Origin of the sequence: Aestuariimicrobium sp. Y1814 (genome assembly GCF_050113895.1) — a bacterium.
In the GTDB taxonomy this organism is placed as follows: Bacteria; Actinomycetota; Actinomycetes; order Propionibacteriales; family Propionibacteriaceae; genus Aestuariimicrobium.
Genome location: NZ_JBNJRW010000001.1, coordinates 139,608 through 165,997 on the forward strand (window position 1 = coordinate 139,608; position 26,390 = coordinate 165,997).

Consider the following 26,390-nt stretch of genomic DNA (forward strand, 5'->3'; position numbering starts at 1 on the left):
CGCGGTGTGCGCCTTGCCCTCGACTGGGGCAAGGCGCGCATAGGCGTCGCGGCCTGCGACCCCGACGGGGTGCTGGCCTACCCGGTTGAGACGGTGAACGCCAAGGACCAGCCGCTGCGCCGCATCCTGGCGCTGGTCGCCGAGTATGAACCGGTCGAGGTGGTCTTCGGCTGGCCCCGCAACCTGGCCGGACGAGAGGGTCCCGCGGTCGACGGGCTGCGCGCCCAACTCGCCGACCTGGAGGCTGCGATCGCACCCGTTCCGGTGGTGCTGGTCGACGAACGGATGAGTACTGCTGAGGCCTCACGTAAACTTGCCGACGCGGGAAAGGACTCCCGTGCCCGGCGCGGGATCATCGACCAGATGGCTGCAGTGGGCATCCTTGAACATGCACTGGAATCTCGTCGCCGAGGCGGGCACCCACCCAGGAGGCAAGAGTGAGCGGACTGTTCGTCGAGAATCAGGGTCCCAACTGGAAGAAGATCCTGTACCACGCCAAGAGCGCCTTCGCGGTGCTGCTGAGCGTCGCCGTGCTGGTCGGCATGGGCTGGTTCGGCTACAAGACGGTGCGTGACGCCTACCTCGACTACAAGTCGGAGGATGACTACCTCTCGGTGCAGGGCGAACCGGTGGTCTTCACCGTGCCCCAGGGCGCCTCGGTGAACCAGATCGGTGCGCTGCTGGTCGAGGAGGAGATCATCAAGTCCGAGAAGGCCTGGAAGTCCGCCGTGGCCAAGCTTGGCGCTGAACCGACCTTCCAGGCCGGCAGGTACAACCTGAATCAGCAGATGCCTGCCGCCGCTGCCGCCGCCATCCTGTCCGATCCCAATGAGGTGATCAGGGTGATGGTGACCATCCCTGAGGGCCTGCGGATGACCGACCAATGGCCACTGATCACCAAGGCCATCCCGGAGATCAAGCAGGCCGACCTGGAGGCGCTCGGCAAGGACCCGAAGGCGCTGGGCCTGCCCGCTTGGGCTGGGAACAAGGCCGAGGGTTTCCTGTACCCCGAGACCTACCAGGTCGATGACACCCCCACCGCCCAGGAACTGCTCACCGCCCAGGTCGCCCAGTTCACCAAGGTCACCACCGAGCTCAACTTCGAGGACCGTGCCACCAGCCTGGGGCTCACCCCGATGCAGGCGCTGACCATCGCCTCCATCGCCGAGAAGGAAGCCATCGGCACCGATATGGCGATGGTCACCCAGGTCTTCTACAACCGCATCGCCAAGAACATGCCGCTGCAGTCGGACGCCACGGTCGTCTACGCCAACAACATCAAGGGGCGGCTGACCACCACCGATGAGGAACGCGCCGTCGACAGCCCTTACAACACCTACAAGTACCCCGGAATCCCGCCCGGCCCGATCGGCAACCCCGGTCAGGAGGCCCTCACCGCTGCGCTGAACCCGACCCAGCACGACTACCTGTACTTCGTGGTGGTCGACCCCAGCACTGGCGAGACCGAGTTCAATACGACCTTCGAGGGGCACGAGAGGTCGCGCGCGAAGTTCCTGGCCTGGTGCCAGGCCAACCAGGGAAAGTGCTGAGCCCCCACGGCGGCGGCCGGGTCTGTGCGGTCATCGGACACCCGGCGCACCACTCCCTGTCCCCGGCGATGCACCGGGCCGCCTACGCGGCCCTCGGTCTTGACTGGGACTACCAGTGGCACGACGTCGCCCCCGACCAGCTCGACGGCTTCGTCCGCGGTCTTGACAAGCCTTGGCGTGGGCTCAGCGTGACGATGCCGCACAAGGAGGCGATCATCGCCTTCGGCAGCCCGGACGAGGTCGTCACGCTCACCGGCGCCGGCAACACCTTGGTGCTGGGTGAGTCGCCGACGGTGCACAACACCGACGTCGCCGGCGTGGTGAACGCTGTGCACCTGCAGCGCGACGGCATCGAGGCGATCACCATCGTTGGCAATGGCGCCACTGCCCGCTCCGGGCTGGTCGGCGCTGCCCGGCTTGGCGCGCGGCGCGCCACGGTGCTGGCCCGGCGCCCCGAGCGGGCCACCGGCATGGCAGACCTCGGACGAGCAGTCGGCGTCGAGGTCACCATCCTGCCGCTGGGGCACACCCCACCCGCGGCGGACCTGGTGTTCTCGACCATCCCCACCAGCGGCATCGCCGAGCACGCCGAACGACTGGCCGGCACCGCCGAACTGCTGTTCGACGCCGTCTACGACCCCTGGCCCACGCCGCTCGGCCAGGCCGCCGAGTCGACCGGCACCCCGATTCTGAGCGGGCTGCACCTGTTGGCCGGGCAGGCCGTCGACCAGGTTCAGCTGATGACCGGGCTGGACATCGACCTGGACACGCTGCTGCGGGCCGGCCTGGACGAGCTCGCGCGACGGTCAGCGCACGGAGCTGTCGGCGGGGTCTGACAGACTGGACCACATGCTTCGTTACCTGACTGCCGGTGAGTCCCATGGCCAGGCGCTGGTCGCCACGATCGAGGGGATTCCCGCCCATGTCAGGGTCGGCACCGAGCAGATCGCTGACGAACTGCGCCGCCGCCGCCTCGGCGTTGGGCGCGGTGCCAGGATGAAGTTCGAGGCCGACGAGGTCACCCTGCTGACCGGTCTGCGCCACGGCGAGACCCTCGGCTCCCCGATCGCGATCATGATCGGCAACACCGAATGGCCCAAGTGGGAACAGGTGATGAACCCCGGTGAGGTCGACCCCGAGGTGCTGGCCGAGCTGGCCCGCAACGCGCCGCTGACCCGGCCCCGACCCGGCCACGCCGACCTGGTCGGCATGCAGAAATTCGACTTCGACGAGGCCCGACCGATCCTGGAACGCGCCTCTGCTCGTGAGACCGCTGCCCGGGTGGCCCTGGGTGCGGTCGCCAAAGCCTTCCTGCAGCAGACCTTCGGCATCACCATCCTGAGCCACGTCGTCGAACTTGGCCCGATCGCTGTGCCGGCGGATAGGCAGCGACAGATCTCGTCCGCCTTGACCTTCGACGACCGTGACCGAATCGACGCTGACGACCTGCGCTGCGCGGACCCGGACACCTCTGCGCTGATGCTGGCCGAGGTCGAGGCCTGCCAGAAGGAGGGCGACACCATGGGCGGTGTCGTCGAAGTGCTGGCCTGGGGCCTGCCGCCGGGTCTGGGCTCGCACAGCCAGGGCGACCGGCGTCTCGACGGACGACTGGCCGGGGCGTTGATGGGCATCCAGGCGATCAAGGGTGTCGAACTGGGTGATGGTTTCGACCTGGCCCGTACCCGCGGCTCGAAGGCACAGGACGAGATCGTCAACACCGACGGCGGGGTGCGCCGAGTCTCCGGCCATTCCGGTGGCACCGAAGGCGGCATGAGCACGGGCGAGGTGCTGCGGGTGCGTGCTGCGATGAAGCCGATCTCGACCATTCCGCGGGCCCTGCGCACCATTGACGTGCGCACCGGTGAGGCCGGCAGCGCCCACCACCAGCGCAGCGATGTCTGTGCGGTGCCGGCCGCTGGTGTGGTCGCTGAGGCGATGGTGGCGCTGGTGCTGGCTGAGGCTGCCCTGGAGAAGTTCGGCGGCGATTCGGTGGCTGAGACCCGCCGCAACCTGGACGCCTACCTGGCCCGCATCGCCGAGCGGCGGCTGCAGGTCGGCGGCGAGGTCGACCCTGACCAGGACGGCGCGCAGTTGGCCGACGGTGGCGTGGCCGCCGGGCACCCGGCAGCGGGGGATGAGTGATGAGCATCCTGGTCCTGGTCGGGGCTCCTGCTTCCGGCAAATCAACCGTCGGCGAACTGCTGGCCGAGCGTCTGGGCGTTGAGTTCATCGACGTGGATGCCGCCATCGAGGAACGCACCGGCAAACGGATTGGCGAGATCTTCGTCGACGATGGCGAACCGGAGTTCCGCCGGCTGGAACGCGAGGCCACTCTGGCACTGATCCAGCGCGAGGCAGTGGTCAGCCTGGGTGGCGGGGCAGTGCTGAACCCCGACATCCGCGCGGCGTTGGCAGACCACCGCACCTGCTGGCTGCAGATCTCGGTCACCCACGCCACCCGTCGGGTCGGCATGAACGTCATGCGTCCGCTGCTGCTGGGCGACGTGCGCAAGAACCTCGAGAAGCTGCTGGCCGAACGCGAACCCTTCTACCGCGAGGTCGCCGACATCACCATCGACACCACCGACCTCAAGCCCGACGAGATCGTCGACCAGCTGGTCGCTGAGGTGTCGTCCGCGAAGGAGCAGCAATGACCACCATCGACGTGCGCACCGCCAGCCCCTACCAGGTGCACATCGCCCCCGGCGCCCTGGACCGGCTGCCCGAGCTGGTAGGTGATGCCACCCGCACCGCGATCATCCACCCGGCCGTGCTGGCCGACCAGGCCCACCACATCGCCCAGCAGGTGCCCGCACCGCTGCTGGTGGAGGTGCCCGCCGCCGAGGACGCGAAGACCGCCGCCACCCTGGTCCACTGCTGGGACGAACTGGCCCGCGCCGGGTTCACCCGCAACGACCTGGTCGTCGGGCTGGGCGGGGGGGCGACCACCGACGTCGCCGGGTTCGTGGCCGCCACCTGGCTGCGCGGCATCGCCTTCATCTCGGTGCCCACCACCGTGTTGGGCATGGTCGATGCCGCCGTCGGCGGCAAGACCGGCATCAACATTCCCGCCGGCAAGAACCTGGTCGGCGCCTTCCACGAACCGCGCGCGGTGCTGTGCGACCTCGACGTGCTCACCAGCCTGCCCGAGGCCGACATCCGTTCCGGCCTGGGTGAGGTGATCAAGTGCGGGTTCATCGCCGACCCACGGATCCTCGAACTGGTCGCCCAGGACCCGGCCGACTCGCTCAACCCGGCCTCGGTCCGGTTCGCCGAACTGGTGCGCCGCGCCGTGGTGGTCAAGGCCGACACCGTCTCGGCCGACCTCAAGGAGACCACCTCGGTCGGCACCCGCGTCGGCCGTGAGGCCCTGAACTACGGCCACACCCTCGGTCACGCCATCGAGAAGCAGCACGGCTTCGAATGGCGCCACGGGGAGGCGATCAGCGTCGGCATGGTCTTCGCCGCCGAGCTGTCGGCCCGCACTCTGGGCCTGGGGGAAGCCGTCGTCGAGCAGCAGCGCGCCGCCCTGGCCAGCGTCGGGCTGCCCACCACCTACACCGGTGACTGGGCCCCGCTGCGGGCCGCCATGAGCCTGGACAAGAAGGCCCGCGGCAACACCCTGCGGTTCGTGGGCATCAGCGAGGTCGGCAGCGTCGCGATGATCGACGCCCCGGAAGAAACCCTGCTCACTGACTGTTTCGCCACCTTGAACCCCACGGCTTGATGCCTGTGGCCGCACCACCCGTGCAGCAGCCCCGGCAGTCGATCCCGTCCGAGATCTGGGTACTGGTCGCCGCCGGCTTCGTGATCGCCATCGGCTACGGCCTGATCTCACCGGTGCTGCCGGCCTTCGCCCGCAGCTTCGACGTCGGCGTGGCGGCCGCGTCGGTGGTGGTCTCGGCGTTCGCCTTCTTCCGGTTGTTGTTCGCCCCCGCCGGTGGGGCCCTGGTCACCAGGCTGGGGGAGCGGCCGGTGTACATGACCGGCCTGCTGATCGTGGCCGCCTCGTCGCTGGCCACCGCCTTCGCCCAGTCGTACTGGCAGCTGCTGGTCCTGCGGGGGCTGGGCGGCATCGGCTCGACCATGTTCACCGTCTCGGCGATGGCACTGCTGGTCAGGCTGGCGCCGCCGTCGATCCGCGGACGAGTCAGTTCCGCCTACGCCTCGGCCTTCCTGGTCGGCGGCATGATCGGCCCGCTCGCCGGTGGCGGATTGGCCGTGTTCGGGCTGCGGGTGCCCTTCGTCGTCTACGCCGCCGCGCTGGTGGTGGCCACCCTGGTGGTCGGCACCCGGCTGTCAGGGGCGCACCTGCGGCCGCCCGCCGATGCCGCTGCCCAGCCGCCGATGCTGCTGTCGGAGGCACTGTCCTCGTCCACCTACCGGGCGGCACTCGCCTCGGCCTTCGCGAACGGCTGGTGCAACTTCGGCGTGCGCGCAGCGATCCTGCCGCAGCTGGCGGTGGCGGTGCACGACGACACGTGGGTGGCCGGCGTGGCCCTGGCCCTGGCGGCGGTGGGCACCGCAATCACCCTGCAGTTCAGCGGTTCCCTGTCCGACACGGTGGGCCGTCGTCCGCTGGTGCTGGTCGGGCTGGTGGTGACCGCACTGACCCTGGGTGCGCTCGGCCTGGTCACCGGACTGGCCTCGCTGCTGGTGCTCTCGGGACTGTCAGGGGTCGGTGCCGGCCTGCTCAACCCGGCCCAGCAGGCGGCCGTGGCCGACGTGGTCGGCCAGGAGCGTGCCGGCGGCAAGGTGCTGGCCACCTTCCAGATGGCCCAGGATGCCGGTGCGATCGGTGGGCCCATCCTCATCGGGGTGGTCGCCGACCGGGCCGGCTACGAGTGGGCGTTCGCGGTCACCGGGGCGGTGGCCCTGCTCGCGGTCGGCCCCTGGCTGGTGGCCCGGCAGACCAGGATCACCGTTCAAGCCTGATCCCGAGCGCCTGGGCCAGTTGCTCGGTCAGGGTCAGCAGGTCGAGGGTGGCGATGCTGGCACCGCGCAGCCCGGCCACCCCCTGGACCTGGTCGAGGCGGCAGTTCTCCAGCCGGACCCGCTCGGCGCGGAAGTGGTCGAAGTGGGCGCCGGTCAGGTCGCAGTCGATGAACTCCACGTCGGTGCCCTGCGCGTTGGAGAAGTCGACCCCCGCCATCCGGGTGCCGGTGAACCTGACCCGGCGCAGCGACGCCATCCGGAAGTTCGCGTCCTCCAGCACGCCCTGGGCGATGTCGATGTCCTCACAGGTTGACGCGGCCAGGTCGAGGCCGGTCAACCGGCACCCGGCCAGGGAGATCCGGCGCCACGCCGCCTGCTCGAACGACGTGTTCGCCAGGTCGATCGCGTCCAGCCGCAGGTCACGCCAGGTGCACTTGTACCAGGACGAGTCAGCCATCGACCCCGAGCGCAGGTGGCACTCGCCAAGTTCGACGAACTCGACCGAATGGGCGTCCAGGAAGACGTCAGCCACGTCGAACTCGAGCAGGACGTCGTCGTCGCCGACCCCGTCGCTGCCGAGGCTGGCCAGCTCACGCAAGTGTGACAGACGAGGTGGGGCAGGCGGCTTCGGGGCCGTGTCAGTGCTCACCCGACCACCGTAGCGGTGAGGATTTCGACCAGTTGGGCGCCGATCGCTAGAATCGGGTGCGGTTGTCGCGGGCTCGACGCGACAAAGACGAGATGAGGATAGCGGTGGCTTCTACCAACGACCTGAAGAACGGCATGGTGCTCGACCTGGACGGCCAGCTCTGGCAAGTCATCTGGTTCCAGCACCACAAGCCGGGCAAGGGCAACACCGTGGTCCGCTCGAAGCTCAAGCACGTGCTGACCGGCAAGATCGTCGACAAGACCTTCAACTCCGACACCAAGGTCGACACCGCCACCGTCGACCGGCGCGACATGCAGTACCTGTACCACGACGGCACCGGCTTCGTGTTCATGGACGACACCAGCTACGAGCAGGTCATCATCCCCGACGAGACCGTCGGCGACGCCAAGGACTACATGCTGGCCAACCAGTCGGCGACCGTCGCGCTGCACGAGGGCAACCCGCTGTTCATCGAGCTGCCGGCTTCTGTCGAGCTCGAGGTCACCTACACCGAGCCCGGGCTGCAGGGTGACCGTTCGACCGGCGGCACCAAGCCCGCCACCCTGGAGACCGACAAGGAGATCCAGGTGCCGCTGTTCATCACCACGGGTGAGAAGGTCAAGGTCGACACCCGCACCGGTGAGTACCTCGGCCGCGTCAGCAACTGATGTCACGACCCGGCCCTGCCAAACTGTCGGCCCGGACGAAGGCCCGCAAGCAGGCCCTGGACCTGTTCTTCCAGGCCGACCTGATGGGCAGCGACCCGCACCAGCTGCTGGCCGAGGCCCGGCTGGACGCCGAGCCGCCGCTGCGTGAGTACGCCATCACCCTCATCGAGGGCGTCCTGGCGCGCGGTGACGAGATCGACGCGCGCCTGCAGCAGGCCCTGGACGCCGACTGGTCCCTGGACCGGATGGCGCGTGTCGACCGGGTGCTGGCGCGCATCGCCACCTTCGAGATCATCACCCAGAGCGCCCCGACCAATGTGGCCATCGCCGAGGCGCTGGTGCTGGCCGGGGAACTGTCCACCGACGAGTCCCCGGCCTTCCTCAACGGCGTGCTCTCGGGCGTCACCCGGCAGCAGCCGCTCGAGCTCGACGAGGTGACCCGCACCCACGAGGCCGACCTCGCCGAGGACTGAGGCCTTCGTCCTCAGAGCTGCGCGAGTACCTGGTTGACCAGGTCCGCCAGGTGCTGGCCCTGCGCCTCGGGGGTGGCGACGACAACGACGACAGTGCCCACGTTGCCGGTGATCGAGATGTTGGTGTCGCCGTCCTCGACCATGGTGAGTCGCAGCGCATTGTCGAGCCCGCTCACCGCGGTCTTCTCGGGCGAGACGGTCACCGGTTTCCCGTTCGTGGTGTAGCTCGCGCACTGCGGGTCACTGGTCAGTTCGGCCAACCGCAACACCGTGTCTGCTGCCCGGGTTGCGCTTTCCAGTGCCATCAGGTTGACCACCACCCCGGAGTTGGTGAGGCCGACCGCCGCGGGCGCCCCCGCCTTGATGTCGGCGACCGGGCCGTCCTCGATGAACTGGCATTCGGCCGGGACGACCTCGGGCACCACGCTGGAGTCGCGGACCAGCGAGATCGGCAGCGCCGACATGGGGGAGCCGTCCACGGTGAGATTGTTGATGACTGCGGCCAGGCTCTCGTCGGTGTGGTCCTGGGGTCGGATGGCGGTGGGGCGCTGGTGGTCCCAGTGGTCTGCGGGCTTGATTCAGCTGTCGTGGTGGCGGGGCTGGTCGCGGTCGTGGTCTCGGCGGTAGTGGCCATGCCGGAGCCCGGACATACAGCGAGGGAGGGCCCGCAATGGGCCCTCCCTCGTCCGGTTCAGTCTGCTCAGAGGTTGGCAGCGATCTGGGTCGCGACGGCCTCGATCTGGGCCTTGTCGGGGCTGTTGACCGACACGATCACGTTGCCCTTGCGAGCGGTGAAGCCGTACAGGTCACCGGTGCCCGAGTTGCTCACCATGATCCGGGGCGAGTCCATGCCGAACCCGTCGGAATCCTCCGACTTGATCGTCGACTGGATGGTCTGGCCCTCGGTGGTCAGGGTGACGTTGGCGCACTCGGGATTGTCGAGCAGCGCATTGCGGTCAGCGATCAGCTTGTCGGCATCGGCCGCGCTCAGCGCCACCAGGGACATGCCGGTGGTCGCCGAGGGGGCGGCCAGCGCGGCGGGGTTGTCATTGATGTAGGGCAGCAGGCCCTCCCCGGCGAACGAGCAGGCAGCCGGCTCCACGGTGATCTCGGCAGCGGCACCACCGGTGCGCACCAGCGAGATGGGCATCGGGGTCACCGTGGCGCCGTCGATGGTCACCTGCGAGAGGATCGCGGCCAGGGACTCGTCGGTGAACTCGCCGTCGGTCTCGGTGGCGGTGGTTTCGGCGCTGGTGGTCTCCGCTGCGGTGGTCTCGGTGGCGGTGGTCTCGGCGGCCGAGGTTTCGGCGGTGGCCGAGGTGCTGGGGGCGGTGGAGGTGGTGGGTTCCTCAGAGCTGCACGCGGCGACCGAGAGCAGGGCCACGACAGCCAGGCCGGCCGCGGCGCTGCGCAGCGAGAAAGGGTTGCGAATACGGGTCAACGGAAGTTCCTCTCGAGCAGTTCACCGCGATGCGGCGAAACACCCCCCTCGGTGGCGGGGCGTGGACCATTCTGCTGCATCGAGGGGTCAGGGCCGGGTCAGGGCAATTGCCCGGCGAGGTGCTCGGCGACCTGCCGCAAAGGTTCCACGTCGTTCTTGACGCCGTTGTTGACCAGGATCAGCACGCTGCCCTTGCGCCCCAGCAGGGACACCGAACTGGCCGTCCGGCCGTCCTCGGTGGCCGTGGAGACCAGGGCCCTGGCCTGCTCCATGCCCGACTCGCCGACCTGCTCCTCGCTGATCGTCGACTGGCTCGGCGTGCCTGACTGGGTGACTGTCACGGTGCTGCACTGCCCTGAATCGAGGACGAAGTCACGCTCGGCGATCATCTCCTGAGCGGCCTCGACGGTGCCCATCTCCACCAGGGTCACATTGATCCGGGCCGTGGTCAACGCCATCGCGCCGGGGGTCCCGTCGAGGATCGGGTTGAGCAGGCCGGTGGCGACGAAACTGCAGGCCTCGGGGGTCACCTCGGGCAGTGAGGCGGCCCCGGCCTCACGCACCGTGGCGACCGGGAAGGCCTCCAGCGGCTGGCCATTGATGGTCACCCGGGGCAGCAGCGCCGCCAGGCTCTCGTCGGTCTGCTGCCCGGCGGGCATGGTGGCCACGGGCTGGTCAGTCTCCTCCTCGGTGCCGCTGCAGCCGCTGAGCAGCAGTGCCACGGCGACCAGCGCCGCCGCCCACGTCCTCACGGAAGCACCGCCACCTTCAGCCCATGGCGTTCCCGCACGGCCTCGAGTGCCGCGTCGAGCTCGGTCAGCGGGAACTGGTGGGTGACCACGGGGGCGACCTCGAGTCGTCCGCTCGACAGCAGGTTCACGGCCTGGACGACATCGGCGCGGCGGGCGTTCGAACCGCCAGTGACCACCAGTTCGTTGTAGTGGATCAGGTTCGGGTCCATCTCGACCGTCGACCCCTTCGGGAAGCCGCCGAAGTAGTTGACCCGGCCACCGATCGCGGCCATTTCCAGGGCTTGGTTGGCCAGCGGCAGGCTGCCCACCGCCACGATGACCACATCGGCGCCACGGCCACCGGTGTCGGCCAGGACCTGCTTGGTCAACGCGTCACCGGTCAGGTCGTAGGCATGGGTGGCGCCCATGGCCAGGGCGGGCTCGAGTCGTCCGGCGCGACCGCCGGCGATGATGGTGGTGGCCCCGGCCAGCTTGGCGACCGCGATGTGCAGCAGCCCGATCGGCCCGGTACCGAGCACGACCACGGTGTCCCCGGGCTGGGTGTTGACCTGGTTGGCGCCGTTCAGCACGCAGCTGACCGGCTCTGCCAGCGCCAGCATGGTAGCCGGCAGTTCCTGGGGTACCAGCACCAGGTTGCCGTGATCCATCGCCTCACGCGGCACCAGCATGTACTCGGCCAGACCCCCGTCGACGGCCGAGCCGAACAGCCGCAGTTTCTCGCACAGGTGTTCGCGGCCACCCATGCAGCGGTCACAGCGCAGGCAGCTCAGCACGATCGAGCAGGTGGCCTGTGCCCCCAGCGGGACACCCTCGACACCCTCACCGACGGCCTCGATGCGCCCGGCGAACTCGTGGCCCATGATCACTCCCGGACGCACCCCGGTGGTCTTGGCCCCGGAGATGTAGCGCAGGTCGGTGCCGCAGATCGTGTTGGCCTCGATCTTGAGCAGCACCTCACCTGCCCCGGGGACCGGGACCGGCACCTGGGTCAGGCGAAGGTCGTCGACTTTGTGCAACACGGCGGCATTCATGTCCATGGCTGGCAGCCTAGTGCTCAGGGCCGGGGTATGTCCCCGGGCCGGGGTGTGGACCACTGATCGAATTATCACGATCTATGTGAAAGTTCCCGCCCTTGTCGTTGTAATGTCGCTCGTGGGCATCAGCCGAGTCGATGCCCACAAGACCCTGGGGCCGCACAGCTGCGGTGTCCAGCACCTTTGAAAGGGTTCCCTTATGACGCGTCTCGTCAACGTTCCGTCCGAGTTCCCCGCCGAGGCCGTGCGTGGCTTCGTGCTGGCCAACAAGCGTTACGTCAAGCCGGTCTTCGGCGGTGTGGTCCGCTCCACCGCCACCGACCAGGGCAAGGTTGCCGTCGTCTACGGCGGTGGCTCGGGCCACTACCCGGCCTTCGCCGGCTGGGTCGGCCAGGGCTTCGCCGACGGAGCCGTCTGCGGCAACATCTTCAGCTCGCCCTCGGCCGCGCAGGCCTACTCGGTCATGAAGGCCGCCGAACGCGGCGCCGGCGTGCTGATGGGCTTCGGCAACTACGCCGGTGACGTGCTGCACTTCGGCCAGGCCATCGAGCGCCTGCGCGCCGAGGGCATCCAGGCCGACACCCTGGTCGTCACTGATGACATCGCCTCGGGCGGCAAGCACGAACTGGAGAAGCGCCGCGGCATCGCCGGGGACTTCCCGACCTTCAAGATCGCCGGCGCCGCCGCCGAGGCGGGCAAGGACTTCGACGAGGTCAAGCGGATCTTCGCCAAGGCCAACGACGCCACCCGCACCTTCGGTGTCGCCTTCGCCGGCTGCACCCTGCCCGGTGCCGACGGCCCGCTGTTCACCGTGCCCGAGGGCAAGATGGGCATCGGCCTGGGCATCCACGGTGAGCCCGGTGTCTCCGAGGCTGACCTGGGCACCGCCGACGAGGTCGCCAAGGCGCTGGTCGACGGCCTGCTCGACGACGTCCCGGCCGAGGCCGGCAAGCGCGTCGTCGCCATCATCAACGGCCTGGGCGCCACCAAGTACGAGGAGATGTTCGTCGTCGCCGGCAACGTCTCCGACCGGCTGGAGGCCGCCGGCATCGAGGTTGTCGACCTCGAGTCAGGCGAGTTCGTCACCTCCCTCGACATGGCCGGCATCTCGCTGACCCTGGTCTGGGTCGACGACGAACTGCTCGAGTACTGGGACGCCCCCTGCGACGCCCCGGCCTACCGCAAGGGTTCGGTCGGCGAGGTCAAGCGCGACGACTCCGTCCTGAACGCCGAGGCTGCCGCCGTCGAGGTCACCGAGCAGGGCTCGGAGGCCTCACAGAAGGTGGCCCAGCAGGTGATCGCCCTGCTCGAGACCATCCACGACACCATGGAGGCCTCCAAGGACGAACTGGGCCGCATCGACGCGGTCGCCGGTGACGGTGACCACGGCATCGGCATGTCCAACGGTTCGCGGGCCGCGCTGAAGGCCGCCCAGGAACTCGGCGGCAAGGGCGCCGGCGCCCAGACCCTGCTGGCCGGTGCCGGTGAGGCCTGGTCCGACGGTGCCGGTGGCACCTCGGGTGCGCTGTGGGGTGCGATCCTGACCGCCGTCGGTGCCGTGCTCGGCGACCAGGACGCCCCGGCTGAGGACGCAGTCGGCGCCTCGCTGAGCGCCGCCCTCGACGCCGTCCAGCGCCTCGGTGGCGCCCAGGTCGGCGACAAGACCATGGTCGACGCCCTGGCGCCGGCCGTCGAGGCCTTCCAGGCTGCCGGTGGCAGCGTCTCCGAGCGCCTCGCCGCCGCCGCCCGGGCTGCCGCCGAGGGTGCGGAGTCGACCAAGCCGCTGGTGGCCAAGCTCGGCCGCTCGCGCCCGCTCGGTGAGAAGTCGGTCGGCACCCCCGACCCGGGTGCGGTCTCGTTCACCCAGATCATCGAGGTGATCCAGAAGGCCCTCTGAACCCAGTGGGCCCGCTGGGAGCTGGCGAGGGGGCAGGACCGGCGACGGTCCTGCCCCCTTTCCGCGCCCGCGGTCGCCGCCCGATCGGGGGTGTCGGCACTGATAGTGTTCTGGCCGTTACCTGCAGGGAGGACCCCACCATGACAGCACCCCCGTCCATTCCGGCCCTTCTGGTTCTGGAGGATGGCCGGTGCTTCCACGGGGAGTCCTACGGTGCCGAGGGGGAGAGTTTCGGTGAGGCCGTCTTCGCCACCGCGATGACCGGCTACCAGGAGACGCTGACCGACCCCAGCTACCACAAGCAGGTGGTCGTGATGACCGCCCCGCACGTGGGCAACACCGGCTGGAACGCCGACGACCACGAGTCGGACCGCATCTGGGTCTCCGGCTTCGTCGTGCGTGACCCGGCCCGGGTCACCTCCAGCTGGCGCGCCAGCCACGGGCTCGAGGACGAACTGCGGCGCCAGGGCGTGGTCGGCATCAAGGGCATCGACACCCGCGCCCTGACCCGCCACCTGCGCGACAAGGGCTCCATGCGGGTCGGCATCTCCTCGACCGAGACCGACCCCGAGGCACTGCTGGCCAGGGTCCTCGAACAGCCCGCGATGAGCGGCGCCAACCTGGTCGCCGACGTCACCACCGCCGAGCCCTACGTGGTGCCCGCGGTGGGGGACAAGCGCTTCACCGTCGCCGCCATCGACCTCGGCATCAAGGCGATGACCCCCCAGCGGATGGCCCAGCGCGGCATCGAGGTGCACGTGCTGCCCGCCGACACCACCATCGAGCAGGTCCGCGAGCTGAACCCTGACGGGGTCTTCTTCTCCAACGGCCCCGGCGACCCCGCCGCCGCCGACCAGGTCATCACTTTGCTGCAGCAGGTGCTCGCCGAACAGCGGCCCTACTTCGGCATCTGCTTCGGCAACCAGATCTTCGGACGAGCGCTGGGCCTGGACACCTACAAGCTGCCCTTCGGCCACCGCGGTGTGAACCAGCCCGTGATGGACCTGACCACCGGCAAGGTGGAGATCACCAGCCAGAACCACGGCTTCGCGGTGGCCGCGCCGCTCGGCGAGGACATCACCACCCCCTACGGCACCGCCCGGGTCAGCCACATCGGCCTCAACGACGAGGTCGTCGAAGGCCTGGAACTGCGTGACGACTCCGGGGCGCTGAGCGCCTTCTCGGTGCAGTACCACCCCGAGGCGGCGGCCGGCCCGCATGACGCGGCCTACCTGTTCGACCGCTTCGTCGACCTGCTGGCCGAACGCTCCCCGGAAGGAACCAACTGACATGCCTCGCCGCACCGACATCTCCACGATCCTGGTCGTCGGGTCGGGACCGATCGTCATCGGCCAGGCCGCCGAGTTCGACTACTCCGGCACCCAGGCCTGCCGTGTGCTGAAGGAGGAGGGGTTCCGGGTCATCCTGGTCAACTCCAACCCGGCCACGATCATGACCGACCCCGGCTTCGCCGACGCCACCTACGTCGAGCCCATCACACCTGCCTTCGTCGAGAAGGTGATCGCCAAGGAGCGCCCCGATGCGGTGCTGGCCACCCTCGGCGGCCAGACCGCGCTCAACACCGCCATCACCCTGCACGAGAACGGTGTGCTCGAGGCCTACGGTGTCGAACTCATCGGAGCCTCGGTCGACGCCATCCAGCGCGGTGAGGACCGTGAGCAGTTCAAGAAGATCGTCGAGTCGCTCACCGACATCGCCGGTGGACGGGCAGAGGTCGCGGGCTCGCGCATCTGCCACACCATGGACGAGGTGCTCGCCGCTGCCGACGAGCTGGGCTACCCCGTGGTGGTGCGTCCGTCGTTCACCATGGGTGGGCTCGGGTCGGGCTTCGCCCACACCGAGGACGAACTGCGCCGCATCGCCGGCACCGGCCTGGCCGCCAGCCCCACCACCGAGGTGCTGATCGAGGAATCGATCCTGGGCTGGAAGGAGTACGAACTCGAGGTCATGCGCGACAAGGCTGACAACGTCGTGATCGTGTGCTCCATCGAGAACTTCGACCCGATGGGCGTCCACACCGGTGACTCGATCACGGTCGCCCCGGCCATGACGCTGACCGACCGCGAGTACCAGGACCTGCGTGACATCTCCATCGCGATCATCCGCCGGGTCGGGGTCGAGACGGGCGGCTGCAACATCCAGTTCGCGGTCAACCCCGATGACGGCCGCATCGTGGTCATCGAGATGAACCCCCGGGTGAGCCGTTCGTCCGCCCTGGCCTCGAAGGCCACCGGGTTCCCGATCGCCAAGATCGCCGCCAAGGTCGCGGTCGGTTACACCCTCGACGAGATCCCCAACGACATCACCGAGAAGACCCCGGCCAGCTTCGAACCGACCCTCGACTACGTCGTGGTGAAGGTGCCCCGGTTCGCCTTCGAGAAGTTCCCGCAGGCCGACAACACCCTCACCACACACATGAAGTCGGTCGGCGAGGCGATGAGCCTTGGCCGCAACTTCAGCGAGGCCCTGGGCAAGGCGCTGCGCTCGATGGAGGACCCGAACGCACCGTTCGACTTCGCCGCCCCCGTCAGCGAATCGGTGGAGGTGCTGCTCGACGAGGCCACCCGACCGCACGATGCCCGCCTGCAACTGGTGATGCAGGCCATCCGCGCCGGGGCCAGCGTCGAGCAGGTCTTCGAGGCCACCAGCATCGACCCCTGGTTCATCGACCAGCTGGTGCTGATCCACGAGGTCGCCGAGCAGGTCCGCACCGCTCCCGAGCTGACCCCGGCGGTGCTGCGGCTGGCCAAGCGCCACGGCCTGTCCGACAAGCAGGTCGCCGACCTGCGCAACCTGTCACCCGACGTGGTCCGCGGGGTGCGCTGGGCGCTGGGCATTCGTCCGGTCTACAAGACCGTCGACACCTGCGCGGCCGAGTTCGAGGCCCGCACGCCGTACCACTACTCCAGCTACGACGAAGAGACCGAGGTCGCCCCGCGCGAGAAGCCGGCCGTGTTGATCCTGGGCAGCGGCCCCAACCGCATCGGCCAGGGCATCGAGTTCGACTACTCCTGCGTGCACGCCGCCCAGGTGCTGTCCGAGCACGGCTACGAATCGGTGCTGGTCAACTGCAACCCCGAGACCGTCTCGACCGACTACGACACCGCCGACCGGCTGTACTTCGAACCCCTCACCCTCGAGGACGTGCTCGAGGTCTACCACGCCGAACTCGCTGCCGGCCCGGTGGCCGGGGTCATCGTCCAGCTCGGCGGCCAGACCCCGCTGCGGCTGGCGCAGGCACTGAAGGACGCCGGGGTGCCGATCATCGGCACCAGCCCCGAGGCGATCCACCTGGCCGAGGAACGCGGTGCCTTCGAGGCGGTGCTGGAACGCGCCGACCTGCCGGCACCCAAGCACGGCATGGCCAACTCCTTCGAGCAGGCCAGCCGGGTCGCGGCCGAGATCGGCTACCCGGTGCTCGTGCGGCCCAGCTACGTGCTCGGTGGGCGCGGCATGGAGATCGTCTACGACGAGGCCAGCCTGGAGCGCTACATCAGCCAGTCGACGCTGATCTCGGCCACCTCGCCGGTGCTGGTCGACCGGTTCCTGGACGATGCCGTCGAGATCGACGTCGACGCACTCTACGACGGTGAAGAGCTGTACCTGGGTGGGGTGATGGAGCACATCGAGGAGGCCGGCATCCACTCCGGCGACTCGGCCTGCGCCCTGCCCCCGATCACCCTGGGCGGTGAGGTGATCAGCCGCATCGCCGAGTCGACCCGCGCGATCGCCGACGGGGTCGGCGTGCGTGGCCTGATCAACATCCAGTTCGCGCTCGCCTCCGACACCCTGTACGTGCTCGAGGCCAACCCGCGGGCCTCGCGCACCGTGCCGTTCGTCTCGAAGGCCACCGGCACCCAGCTGGCCAAGGCGGCGACCATGATCATGGTCGGGCGCACCATCCAGGAACTGCGCGAGACCGGCCTGCTGCCCGAACAGGGCAGCGGTGCCGACGTGCCCGAGGGCGGCCCGCTGGCGGTCAAGGAAGCGGTCATGCCGTTCAACCGGTTCCGCACCGCCGAGGGGATGGGCGTCGACACCGTGCTCGGGCCCGAGATGCGCTCGACCGGTGAGGTCATGGGCCTCGACTCGACCTTCGGCACCGCCTTCGCCAAGTCCCAGGCCGCGGTCTACGCCGGTCTGCCCACCTCGGGGTCGGTGTTCGTCTCGGTGGCCAACCGCGACAAGCGCCACGCCATCTTCCCGGTCAAGCGGCTGGCCGACCTGGGGTTCACCCTGTACGCCACCGCCGGCACCGCCCAGGTGCTGCGCCGCCACGGCGTCGAGGTCAATGACGTGCGCAAGCACAGCCAGGGCCCCGGCCCGAATGGGGAACCCACCATCGTGCAGATGATCCTGGACAACAAGATCGACCTGGTCTTCAACACCCCCCAGGGCCAGACCGAGGGTGGCTCGCCGCGCGCCGACGGCTATGAGATCCGCACCGCCGCCATCCGCGCCGAGATTCCGTGCATGACCACCGTGCAGGCACTCTCGGCCGGGGTGCAGGGCATCGAGGCGATCCTGGCCGGGCATGGTGAGGTTCGCTCCCTGCAGGACTGGGAGACGGCAGGGCAGCAGTCATGAGTCGTCCGGCCCCGCTCACCCGCTGGTGGACCAGCGCGCTGCATGCCGGCTACACCGGCCTGGCCCGGCCGGTCATGTTCCGCTACGGCGGCGGTGACCCGGAGGCGATCCACGACCAGTTGGTCCCCGCCCTCGGCAGCCTGCCCGCGCCCGCGGCGCGTGCCCTTCGCACGGTGCTGGCACCCCCGTGGGACCCCGTCAGGATCAGTGGGCTCACCTTCCCCAACCCGGTCGGCCTGGCCGCCGGGCTGGACAAGGATGCCCGCGCCCCGCTGGCCTGGTCGGCGCTCGGTTTCGGGTTCGCAGAGTTCGGCACCGTGACCCCCCGCCCCCAGAAGGGCAACCCCTCACCGCGGCTGTTCCGCCTGGTCGACGACCGGGCGCTGATCAATCGGATGGGTTTCAACAATGAGGGCTCGGCCGCACTGGCCAACCGGTTGACCATGCTGGGAGTCGAGCGCGGCAACGGGGTACTGGGCATCCCGGTGGGGGTCAGCATCGGGCGCAACAAGCTCACCGCCAACGAGAACGCCATCGACGACTACTCCCGGGCCCTGCGCAATGTCGCCCCCGTCGCCGACTATGTGGCCATCAACGTGTCCAGCCCCAACACCCCTGGCCTGCGTGACCTGCAGTCACGCCGGGCACTGGAGGAACTGTTCAGCGAACTGGACGAGGTGCGCCGCGACATCCACCACCAGGACCCGGTGCCGATCTGGGTCAAGGTCGCCCCCGAACTCAGCTGGGCCGAACTGGACGACGTGGTGGCCGCGGCCGAGGCCTGCGGCATCGACGCCATCATCGCCACCAACACCACTCTGGCCCGTACCCGGGCCGACGGCGGCCCCCTGCGCTCGGCGAAGGCCGCCGAGACGGGCGGGTTGAGCGGCGCCCCGGTGACGCTGAAGGCCCGCCAGGTCGTCGACTACCTGGCCCGCAACACCCGCCTGCCGATCATCGGCTCCGGTGGCGTGATGAGCCCGGCCGACGCGCTGGCGCTGCGTGAGGCGGGCGCGAGCCTCGTCCAGCTCTACACCGGCTTCATCTACTCCGGCCCCGCCCTCGTCCGAGGTGTGGCCGCCGCCCTGGCCGGGGCACCGCTGCCCACCAGATCGCAGGAGCACTGATGCACAGTTACCGTGACCGACTCGACGCCGCCGTGGCTTCGCGCGGCCCCCTCTGCGTGGGCATCGACCCCCATCCCGGGCTGATCGCACAGTGGGGCCTGCCCGGTGACGTCAACGGGCTGGAACGATTCGCCCGCGGCACCGTCGAGGCCCTCGGTGAGCAGGTGGCCGTCTTCAAGCCGCAGTCGGCCTTCTTCGAGGTGTTCGGCTCACGCGGCATCGCCGTGCTGGAACAGGTGCTGGCCGACATCCGCGACCGCGGTGCACTGTCCCTGCTCGACGCCAAGCGCGGCGACATCGGCTCGACCATGGCCGGCTACGCCGAGGCCTACCTGTCCGACGGGCCGCTGGCCGTCGACGCGATTACCCTGTCCCCGTTCCTGGGCTTCGAGTCCCTGCGACCGGCCCTCGACCTGGCCCGCAGCAACGGCCGCGGGGTCTACGTGCTGGCCCGCACCTCCAACCCCGAGGGCCACGAGGTGCAGTTGTCGCGGCCGCAGCAGGGTGCCGTGACGGTCTCGCAGTCGATCATCGACCAGGCACAGGCCGAGAACCAGGCGAACGCCGAGAACCAGCAGGGCAGTCACCACGTCGGCCTGGTCGTCGGCGGCACCCACGCCGACCTCAAGGTCGACCTCACCGGGTTCACCGCCTCGATCCTGGTGCCCGGCATCGGCGCGCAGGGTGGCACCATCAGTGGCCTGGCCCAGCGGTTCACCGCTTCCGGCCTGCGGCTGCTGCCCACTGCCAGCCGCGATGTGCTCGGTGCCGGGCCCGATCCGCAGGCGCTGCGAGCCGCCGCCAGGGCTGTCTCGCAGAGCTGACCGGCACCGGCCAACCGGTGGCCGATGAATCACCACATCAAACCCCCTCAGGTGGCCTCCGGCGTTGTAGTTTGTCCTTGTCACACTGGCCACCGGCGCCCCAGCGCCGGTGACGACACACGAGGAGCCAACCATGGTGATCCCCTCATTGACCCCCGAGCAGCTGGAAGCTGCCCGGGCAGCTGCGACCGCAGCCCGGCGGGCCCGTGCCGAGCTCAAGCAGAAGGTTCGCAGCGGTGAGGTGACCCTGTCAGGGGCCATTGACCTGGCCCTGCAGGAAGAGGTCCTGGCCCACATGAAGGTCGCCGACCTGCTGAAGTCGCTGCCCCGGGTGGGAGAGAAGCGCGCCGCCGACGTCATGGAACGACTGGAGATCTCCCAGAACCGTCGCATCCGTGGCCTCGGCCGTCACCAGATCGCCGGACTCAAGGAGCAGTTCAGCTGAGTGGCAGAATGATCCCCGATGAGCACTCCTGACCTGCGCACCAGCGACCGCCCCGACCCCACGCAGGGGCAGCGACACCCCGGGGGAGTGTTCGTGGTGTCGGGCCCGACCGCGGTCGGCAAGGGCACCGTCTGCGCCAGACTGCGCGAGCGCCACCCGGAGATCTTCGTGTCTGTCTCGGTGACCACCCGCGCGCCGCGACCCAACGAGGTCGACGGGGTGCACTACCACTTCGTCGACGACGAGACCTTCGACCGCCTGGTCGCCGAGGGTGGGCTGCTGGAGTGGGCCGTCGTGCACAAGCGGGCCCGCTACGGCACCCCCCGCGAACCCGTCGAACAGGCCGTCGCCCGCGGTGAGGTGGTCGTCCTCGAGATCGACCTGCAGGGCGCCAAGCAGGTGCGGGTCAGCTATCCCGAGGCCACCCACATCTTCCTGGAACCACCCAACTGGGACGAACTCGTCCGTCGCCTGGTGGGTCGCGGCACCGAGACCCCGGAGCAGCAGCGGGAACGCCTGGCCACCGCGAAACTCGAACTGGCCGCCAAGGCCCAGTTCGACGAGGTCGTGGTGAATGGTGAAATCGAGGAAACCGTCGACCGTTTGGTAGAGTTGACAGGTCTGTGAGCCGATGGCTCCACCCCCACGTCTTTTGCGAAAGGGACACAGTGACCACCAACGCTGCTGAAGGCATCACCAACCCGCCCGTCGATGAACTGCTCGACGGGGTCGACTCGAAGTACCGACTGGTGCTGTTCGCCGCCAAGCGCGCCCGCCAGATCAATGCGTACTACTCGCAGCTCGGTGAGGGCCTGCTCGAGAACGTCGGCCCGCTGGTGGAGACCGGTGTGCAGGAGAAGCCGCTGTCGATCGCGCTGCGCGAGATCCAGGCCGGCGTGCTGGAGTACACCGAGATCGACCCCGAAGCCGAGGCTGCTGCCCGCGCCGAGGCCGCCATTGCCACCCCCGACTTCGGTCTGGACGACCCGTTCGGGGACCTGGGGCCCGCCGACCCGGCCTGATCCCCACCCCATCTTTGCCCGGCTCTTCGCCGAGCAGCAAGGAAACATCTCCATGAGCAGGCTCTTCACCTCTGAATCGGTCACCGAGGGACACCCTGACAAGGTTGCCGACGCCATTTCCGACGGGGTGCTCGACGCCCTGCTGGCCCAGGACCCGAACAGTCGCGCCGCGGTCGAAACCCTGGTCACCACCGGTCTGGTGGTCGTGGCCGGGGAGGTGCGCACCGAGGCCTATGCCGACGTGTACGGCATCGCCCGCAAGACCATCATCGACATCGGCTACGACTCCTCGGAGAAGAGTTTCGACGGGAACTCCTGCGGCGTCAGCGTGGCGATCGGTTCCCAGTCACCCGACATCGCCCAGGGTGTCGACCTCGGCATCGAGCAGCGGCTGGGCAACTCGGTCGACCTGCTCGACGAGCAGGGCGCCGGCGACCAGGGCCTGATGTTCGGCTACGCCTGCAATGAGACCCCCTCGCTGATGCCGCTGCCGATCGACCTGGCGCACCGCTTGGCCGAACGGCTCACCGAGGTCCGCAAGGACAGCACCCTCGACTACCTGCGCCCCGACGGCAAGACCCAGGTCACCATCGACTACGACGACCAGGGGCGCCCCCGTGGGCTCGACACCGTGGTGGTCAGCACCCAGCACGCCCCCGAGGTGGACCTCGACAAGACCCTGGTGCCCGACCTGCGCCAGCACGTCCTGGCGCCGGTGCTGGAGCGGTTCAACCTTCCCAGCAGCGGGCACAAGGAGTTCATCAACCCCACCGGCCGGTTCGTCATCGGCGGCCCGATGGGCGACGCGGGGCTCACCGGACGCAAGATCATCGTCGACACCTACGGCGGCTACGCCCGCCACGGGGGCGGCGCCTTCTCCGGCAAGGATCCGTCCAAGGTCGACCGCTCGGCCGCCTATGCCATGCGCTGGGTGGCGAAGAACGTGGTCGCCTCCAGCCTGGCCGACCGCTGCGAGGTGCAGGTGGCCTACGCCATCGGCAAGGCCCAGCCGGTCGGCTTCTACGTCGACTGCGCCGGCACCAACAAGGTCCCCGAGGACCGCATCCGCGACGCCATCCTCGAAACCTTCGACCTGCGCCCGGCCGCGATCATCCGTGACCTCGAACTGCTGCGCCCGATCTACTCGAAGTTCTCCGCCTACGGCCACTTTGGGCGTGACCTCGAAGAAATGACCTGGGAACGGACCGACCGCGCCGAGCAGTTGGCTCGCGCCGTGCGCTGAGCCGGTGGAGCCAGTGCCGCGGGTGGCGAAGGTCGCGGTCGACATGCCGCTGGCCCACCTGGACCGCTGGTTTGACTACCGCATCCCCGATTCCATGGCCGGGCAGGCCAAGCCCGGGGTCCGGGTGCGGGTCCGCTTCGCCGGCCGCGCCGCGTCCGGGTTCATCAGCGAAGTCGTCGACGCCCCCGACGGCTCGTCCGGTGAGCTGGCCGAACTCGAGACGGTGGTCTCGGACGAACCGGTCCTGACGCCCGGTCAGGTCAGGTTGGTGCGGGCGGTCGCCGATCACTGGTGCGGCACCTTCTCCGACGTGGTGCGGCTGGCCGTGCCACCGCGCCACGCCACCACCGAGAAGGCCACCCCCTCGCCGTGGCCGCTGCCCGAACCCCCACAGGTGCCGCTGGTCGGCCCATTGGACGCCGTGCAGCACTCGTCCGGGTTCCTGGAGGCACTGGCGAACGGTGCCGGCCCGCGCGCCTACTGGCAGGTGCCGCCGGTGGCCGACCCGGTGGGGGACTGGACCGCCGGCCTGGCCCAGGCCGTGGCCGCCTGCCTGCTCAGTGGGCGCCGGGCGCTGCTGGTGGTGCCCGACCTGCGTGACCTCACCCGGCTGCAGCAGACGCTGGTCGAGCGTTTCGGTGCCGGCACCGTCGCGGTGCTGCACGCCGACCAGGGGCCCTCGGCGCGCTACCGCAACTACCTGGCAGTCGCCCGCGGCCATGCCCGGATCACCATCGGCACCCGCTCGGCGGCGATGGCGCCGGTCGACGACTGCGGTCTGGTCGCCATCTGGGACGACGGGGACGACCTGCACGCCGAACCGCGGGCGCCCTACCACCATGCCCGCGACGTGCTGGCTATCCGGGCCACCCAACAGCAGGCAGGCTTCCTGGTGGCCGGACGCGCCCGCAGCACGGAAGTTCAACGGTGGGTGGACTCGGGCTGGCTGGTGGCCATGGCGATGGAGCGCTCCGCGCTGCGGCGGGCCACCCCGGCCGTCCGCGTGGCGGGTGACTCCGACTGGGCCCTCGACCGTGACCCGCTGGCGCGGCAGGTCCGCATCCCCGCCGCAGCCTTCACCACCATCCGCAACGGGTTGAGCCAGGGCCCGGTCCTGGTCCAGGTCGCCCGGGCCGGGTACGCGGTGTCCCTGGCCTGCCAGCGCTGCCATGCACCAGCCCGCTGCACCGCCTGCCACGGCCCCCTGCGGGTCACTCGCACCGACGGCCCGGGGCGCCGAACCCAGCTCGAGTGCAGCTGGTGCGGCCGGGTGGCCGCGGGGTTCCGCTGCACCACCTGCCGGGGCGACCAGCTGCGAGCCCCCCTGGTCGGCGCCCAGCGCACAGCTGAGGAGTTCGGCCGGGCCTTCGCCGGCACCAGGGTGGTCGACAGTTCCCGCGGGCAGGTGGTCGAGGCGGTCGACGACACCCCGGCGCTGGTGGTCGCCACCCCCGGCGCCGAACCCGTCGCGGCGGGCGGCTACGCCGCAGCAGTGCTGCTGGACACCACCCTGCTGCTGTCCCGCGCCGACCTGCGCGCCTCGGAGGAGGCGCTGCGGCGCTGGCTGAACGTCGTCGGACTGGTTCGTCCGGGGGCTGCCGGCGGCACCGTGTGCGCGGTGGGCCCGGCCCAGGCCAGCGCCCTGCAGGCCCTGGTGCGGCTCGACCCGGCCACCCTGGCCGAACGTGAGCTGCAGGAACGTCGCGAGGCGGGGTTCCCACCCGCGGTGCGCTTTGTCCAGGTCGAGGGCACCGGTGAGGGCATCGATGCCCTGGTCCAGTCCTCACGGCTGCTGCCCGAAGAGGGGGTGCTGCCGGGGGCGCAGGTCACCGACCCGATCGACGGGCTCGACGTCCTCGGCCCGGTGCCGATCCCCGGGGGCACCACCACGATCGGTGGCGTCGACGAGCAGCTGCAGCGACTGACGCTGCGGGCCCCGCTCGAGCAGGGCAACGAACTGGTGGCCCGGGTGCGGGCCGGGCTCGGCGCCGGGTCGGCCCGCAAGACACCACCGGTACGGATCAGGGTGGACCCGAACCACTTGTCCTGAGCGGCGACTAGGGTGGACACACCATGAGGATCGCATTTGCCGGAACCCCCCAGGTGGCCGTACCTGCCCTCGACACGCTGGTGGACTCCCACCATGACGTGGTCGGGGTGATCACCCGCCCCGACGCTGCCGCGGGCCGCGGCAAGAAGCTGCGGCCCTCCGACGTCGCAGTCCGGGCCGACGAGCTGGGACTGCCCGTGCTGAAGCCTGACCACCCCCGCGACCAGGACTTCCAGGACGCGCTGCGGCAGTGGGACGTCGAGGCGGTGGCGGTGGTCGCCTACGGAGCACTGCTGCCGACCTCAGCCCTCGAGCTGGTGCCGCACGGCTGGGTGAACCTGCACTTCTCGCTGCTGCCGCGCTGGCGTGGGGCGGCACCGGTCCAGCGCGCCATCCTGGCCGGGGACCCCAAGACCGGCGCCACCACCTTCCGCATCGTGAAGCCCCTGGACGCCGGGCCCGTCTACCGCAGCGTGACGATGCTGATCAGTTCCACCGCCACCGCCGGGCAGTTGCTCGATGAACTCGCCCTGGCCGGGGGGCCGCTGCTGGTGTCCACCTTCGACGACATCGCCGCCGGGGTGGAGCCTCGCCCCCAGCCGGAGGAGGGCATCACCACCGCCGCGAAGATCCTCACCGAGGACGCCCACATCGACTGGACCGAGGACGCCGGGCAGGTCTCCCGACAGGTGCGGGCCGTCACCCCGGTGCCCGGGGCATGGGGACTGCTGCACGGTGAGGTGTTCAAGGTTGAGCAGATCGCCGAACCGCACGACCCCTGGCAGGTGCCCGAGCTGGGGCCGGGGCAACTGCACGCCGACAAGCGGCACCTGTGGTGCGGCACCGGCACCCACCCCCTGGAACTCGTCCGGGTGAAGGCCGCCGGCAAACGGTCCATGGCCGGCGCCGACTGGGCCCGCGGCGTCCAGCTCGATGCCGGGTCCCTGCTGACCTGACTCGGGCCGGAAATGAGAATCCCCAGGTCGACTGACCTGGGGAAACTCATGCTGGTGAGCAGCCGGACTACCTCACTGGGCGGCGGCCGCGTCGGCGGCGGCGCGCAGCAGGTAGGTGGTCGACTGGGCACCCGGGTCGCGGTGGTTCGCCGAACGCTCACCGAGGTAGCTGGCGCGTCCCTTGCGGGCCACCAGCGGATCGGTGGACTCGGCACCGGCCTGGGCGGCGGTCGCCATGGCGTTGAGCACCTCGGCCGGCGACTTGCCGGCCTCGACGGCTTCCTGGCCGGCAGCGATCGCCGGGGTCCAGGCGTCAACCATGGTCTTCTCGCCGACCTCGGCCTTGCCGCGCTGCAGGATGCCGTCCAGGGCGGCCTGCGCCAGCGCCACCACTCCGGCGCCGTCGAGGTCCTCGGCGGCCACCTTCGAGGCCCGCAGGAACGCGGTGCCGTAGAGCGCACCCGAGGCGCCCCCCACGGTCGAGATGAGCGTCATCGCGACCGGCTTCAGGACGTCCTCGGCGGTGCTGGGCTCCAGGCCCTCGAGCTTGGTGAGCACTGCCTTGAACCCGCGGTCCAGGTTCGAGCCGTGGTCACCGTCGCCGATGGCGCGGTCCAGGTCGGTGAGTTCCTCGCGCTTGGCGGCCACGACTTCAGCAGCTCGCGAGATCCAGTCCAGGGCCCAGGCGGCCCCCAGTGTGTCAGCCATCGTTCTCC

Annotated in this window: 25 protein-coding genes and 1 pseudogene; 20 read left to right on the forward strand and 6 right to left on the reverse strand. The window is 69.7% G+C overall.

Annotated elements, in window-relative coordinates:
- Window positions 1-6: 6 nt before the first annotated feature.
- The 7 genes and pseudogenes from ruvX (at window position 7) to ACQE3C_RS00695 (ending at window position 6,485) form a co-directional block, all read left to right on the forward strand.
- Window positions 7-441 (forward strand): Holliday junction resolvase RuvX, encoded by a 435-nt coding sequence (gene ruvX, locus ACQE3C_RS00665; RefSeq protein ID WP_434537566.1) that lies wholly within the window; start codon window positions 7-9, stop codon window positions 439-441.
- Window positions 438-1,550, forward strand: a complete 1,113-nt coding sequence (gene mltG / locus ACQE3C_RS00670) for an endolytic transglycosylase MltG (RefSeq protein ID WP_434537264.1) — start codon at window positions 438-440, stop codon at window positions 1,548-1,550. Before ruvX ends, mltG begins: the two co-directional genes overlap by 4 nt.
- A complete protein-coding gene (locus ACQE3C_RS00675) occupies window positions 1,544-2,386 on the forward strand; it encodes a shikimate dehydrogenase family protein (RefSeq protein WP_434537265.1) in 843 nt (280 codons plus the stop codon). The genes mltG and ACQE3C_RS00675 overlap by 7 nt, the downstream gene beginning before the upstream one ends.
- A 13-nt stretch (window positions 2,387-2,399) precedes the next feature.
- Window positions 2,400-3,605, forward strand: a pseudogene (gene aroC / locus ACQE3C_RS00680) (chorismate synthase); the annotation flags it as partial.
- A gap of 86 nt (window positions 3,606-3,691) precedes the next feature.
- A complete protein-coding gene (locus tag ACQE3C_RS00685) occupies window positions 3,692-4,204 on the forward strand; it encodes a shikimate kinase (protein WP_434537266.1) in 513 nt (170 codons plus the stop codon).
- Window positions 4,201-5,277, forward strand: coding sequence for a 3-dehydroquinate synthase (gene aroB / locus ACQE3C_RS00690; protein WP_434537267.1), 1,077 nt, complete (start codon window positions 4,201-4,203; stop codon window positions 5,275-5,277). Before ACQE3C_RS00685 ends, aroB begins: the two co-directional genes overlap by 4 nt.
- 5 nt (window positions 5,278-5,282) lie before the next feature.
- Window positions 5,283-6,485, forward strand: coding sequence for an MFS transporter (locus tag ACQE3C_RS00695; RefSeq protein WP_434537268.1), 1,203 nt, complete (start codon window positions 5,283-5,285; stop codon window positions 6,483-6,485).
- On the opposite strand, the gene ACQE3C_RS00700 is transcribed toward ACQE3C_RS00695, so the two are convergent.
- A complete protein-coding gene (locus ACQE3C_RS00700; protein ID WP_434537269.1) occupies window positions 6,469-7,134 on the reverse strand; it encodes a pentapeptide repeat-containing protein in 666 nt (221 codons plus the stop codon). The two genes, ACQE3C_RS00695 and ACQE3C_RS00700, sit on opposite strands and share 17 nt — an antisense overlap.
- Before the next feature lie 92 nt (window positions 7,135-7,226).
- Between ACQE3C_RS00700 and efp the strand changes: the two genes are divergently transcribed.
- Window positions 7,227-7,802 carry an elongation factor P gene (efp, locus tag ACQE3C_RS00705; RefSeq protein WP_434537270.1) on the forward strand — a complete coding sequence of 192 codons (576 nt, stop codon included), beginning with the start codon at window positions 7,227-7,229 and terminating at the stop codon, window positions 7,800-7,802.
- Window positions 7,802-8,275, forward strand: coding sequence for a transcription antitermination factor NusB (gene nusB, locus ACQE3C_RS00710; protein ID WP_434537271.1), 474 nt, complete (start codon window positions 7,802-7,804; stop codon window positions 8,273-8,275). The genes efp and nusB overlap by 1 nt, the downstream gene beginning before the upstream one ends.
- A gap of 11 nt (window positions 8,276-8,286) precedes the next feature.
- On the opposite strand, the gene ACQE3C_RS00715 is transcribed toward nusB, so the two are convergent.
- The 4 genes from ACQE3C_RS00715 to ACQE3C_RS00730 all read right to left on the reverse strand — a co-directional run bounded on the left by ACQE3C_RS00715 (window position 8,287) and on the right by ACQE3C_RS00730 (window position 11,505).
- Entirely contained in the window at window positions 8,287-8,754 is a 468-nt protein-coding gene (locus ACQE3C_RS00715) for a hypothetical protein (protein ID WP_434537272.1), read from the reverse strand.
- A 221-nt stretch (window positions 8,755-8,975) separates the two neighbouring features.
- Window positions 8,976-9,716, reverse strand: a complete 741-nt coding sequence (locus ACQE3C_RS00720; RefSeq protein ID WP_434537273.1) for a hypothetical protein — start codon at window positions 9,714-9,716, stop codon at window positions 8,976-8,978.
- Window positions 9,717-9,814: 98 nt separating this feature from the next.
- Window positions 9,815-10,468: a hypothetical protein gene (locus tag ACQE3C_RS00725; RefSeq protein WP_434537274.1), complete on the reverse strand. Its 654-nt coding sequence runs from the start codon at window positions 10,466-10,468 to the stop codon at window positions 9,815-9,817.
- Complete coding sequence (locus tag ACQE3C_RS00730) at window positions 10,465-11,505, reverse strand: alcohol dehydrogenase catalytic domain-containing protein (RefSeq protein WP_434537275.1); 1,041 nt, start codon at window positions 11,503-11,505, stop codon at window positions 10,465-10,467. Before ACQE3C_RS00730 ends, ACQE3C_RS00725 begins: the two co-directional genes overlap by 4 nt.
- A 196-nt stretch (window positions 11,506-11,701) precedes the next feature.
- Between ACQE3C_RS00730 and ACQE3C_RS00735 the strand changes: the two genes are divergently transcribed.
- From ACQE3C_RS00735 to fmt, 11 genes are all read left to right on the forward strand, one after another.
- Window positions 11,702-13,399 carry a dihydroxyacetone kinase family protein gene (locus tag ACQE3C_RS00735; protein WP_434537276.1) on the forward strand — a complete coding sequence of 566 codons (1,698 nt, stop codon included), beginning with the start codon at window positions 11,702-11,704 and terminating at the stop codon, window positions 13,397-13,399.
- A gap of 140 nt (window positions 13,400-13,539) precedes the next feature.
- The gene (gene carA, locus ACQE3C_RS00740) at window positions 13,540-14,688 is read left to right on the forward strand and encodes a glutamine-hydrolyzing carbamoyl-phosphate synthase small subunit (protein ID WP_434537277.1); all 1,149 of its coding nucleotides are present in this window, start codon (window positions 13,540-13,542) and stop codon (window positions 14,686-14,688) included.
- Window position 14,689: 1 nt separating this feature from the next.
- Window positions 14,690-18,007 carry a carbamoyl-phosphate synthase large subunit gene (carB, locus tag ACQE3C_RS00745; RefSeq protein WP_434537278.1) on the forward strand — a complete coding sequence of 1,106 codons (3,318 nt, stop codon included), beginning with the start codon at window positions 14,690-14,692 and terminating at the stop codon, window positions 18,005-18,007.
- Window positions 18,004-19,134 carry a quinone-dependent dihydroorotate dehydrogenase gene (locus ACQE3C_RS00750; RefSeq protein WP_434537279.1) on the forward strand — a complete coding sequence of 377 codons (1,131 nt, stop codon included), beginning with the start codon at window positions 18,004-18,006 and terminating at the stop codon, window positions 19,132-19,134. Before carB ends, ACQE3C_RS00750 begins: the two co-directional genes overlap by 4 nt.
- Entirely contained in the window at window positions 19,134-19,958 is an 825-nt protein-coding gene (gene pyrF, locus ACQE3C_RS00755) for an orotidine-5'-phosphate decarboxylase (RefSeq protein WP_434537280.1), read from the forward strand. Before ACQE3C_RS00750 ends, pyrF begins: the two co-directional genes overlap by 1 nt.
- Window positions 19,959-20,091: 133 nt before the next feature.
- Window positions 20,092-20,403 (forward strand): integration host factor, actinobacterial type, encoded by a 312-nt coding sequence (mihF, locus tag ACQE3C_RS00760; RefSeq protein WP_434537282.1) that lies wholly within the window; start codon window positions 20,092-20,094, stop codon window positions 20,401-20,403.
- An 18-nt stretch (window positions 20,404-20,421) separates the two neighbouring features.
- Window positions 20,422-21,030 carry a guanylate kinase gene (gmk, locus tag ACQE3C_RS00765; protein ID WP_434537283.1) on the forward strand — a complete coding sequence of 203 codons (609 nt, stop codon included), beginning with the start codon at window positions 20,422-20,424 and terminating at the stop codon, window positions 21,028-21,030.
- Window positions 21,031-21,071: 41 nt separating this feature from the next.
- Entirely contained in the window at window positions 21,072-21,425 is a 354-nt protein-coding gene (gene rpoZ, locus ACQE3C_RS00770) for a DNA-directed RNA polymerase subunit omega (RefSeq protein ID WP_434537284.1), read from the forward strand.
- Window positions 21,426-21,477: 52 nt separating this feature from the next.
- Window positions 21,478-22,668, forward strand: a complete 1,191-nt coding sequence (gene metK / locus ACQE3C_RS00775) for a methionine adenosyltransferase (protein ID WP_434537285.1) — start codon at window positions 21,478-21,480, stop codon at window positions 22,666-22,668.
- A gap of 4 nt (window positions 22,669-22,672) precedes the next feature.
- On the forward strand, window positions 22,673-24,718 hold the full coding sequence (locus tag ACQE3C_RS00780; RefSeq protein WP_434537286.1) for a primosomal protein N': 2,046 nt from the start codon (window positions 22,673-22,675) through the stop codon (window positions 24,716-24,718).
- A gap of 23 nt (window positions 24,719-24,741) precedes the next feature.
- Window positions 24,742-25,674: a methionyl-tRNA formyltransferase gene (gene fmt / locus ACQE3C_RS00785; protein ID WP_434537287.1), complete on the forward strand. Its 933-nt coding sequence runs from the start codon at window positions 24,742-24,744 to the stop codon at window positions 25,672-25,674.
- Window positions 25,675-25,746: 72 nt separating this feature from the next.
- Here fmt and dhaL read toward each other — a convergent pair whose 3' ends face one another.
- The gene (gene dhaL / locus ACQE3C_RS00790) at window positions 25,747-26,382 is read right to left on the reverse strand and encodes a dihydroxyacetone kinase subunit DhaL (protein ID WP_434537288.1); all 636 of its coding nucleotides are present in this window, start codon (window positions 26,380-26,382) and stop codon (window positions 25,747-25,749) included.
- Window positions 26,383-26,390: the final 8 nt, after the last annotated feature.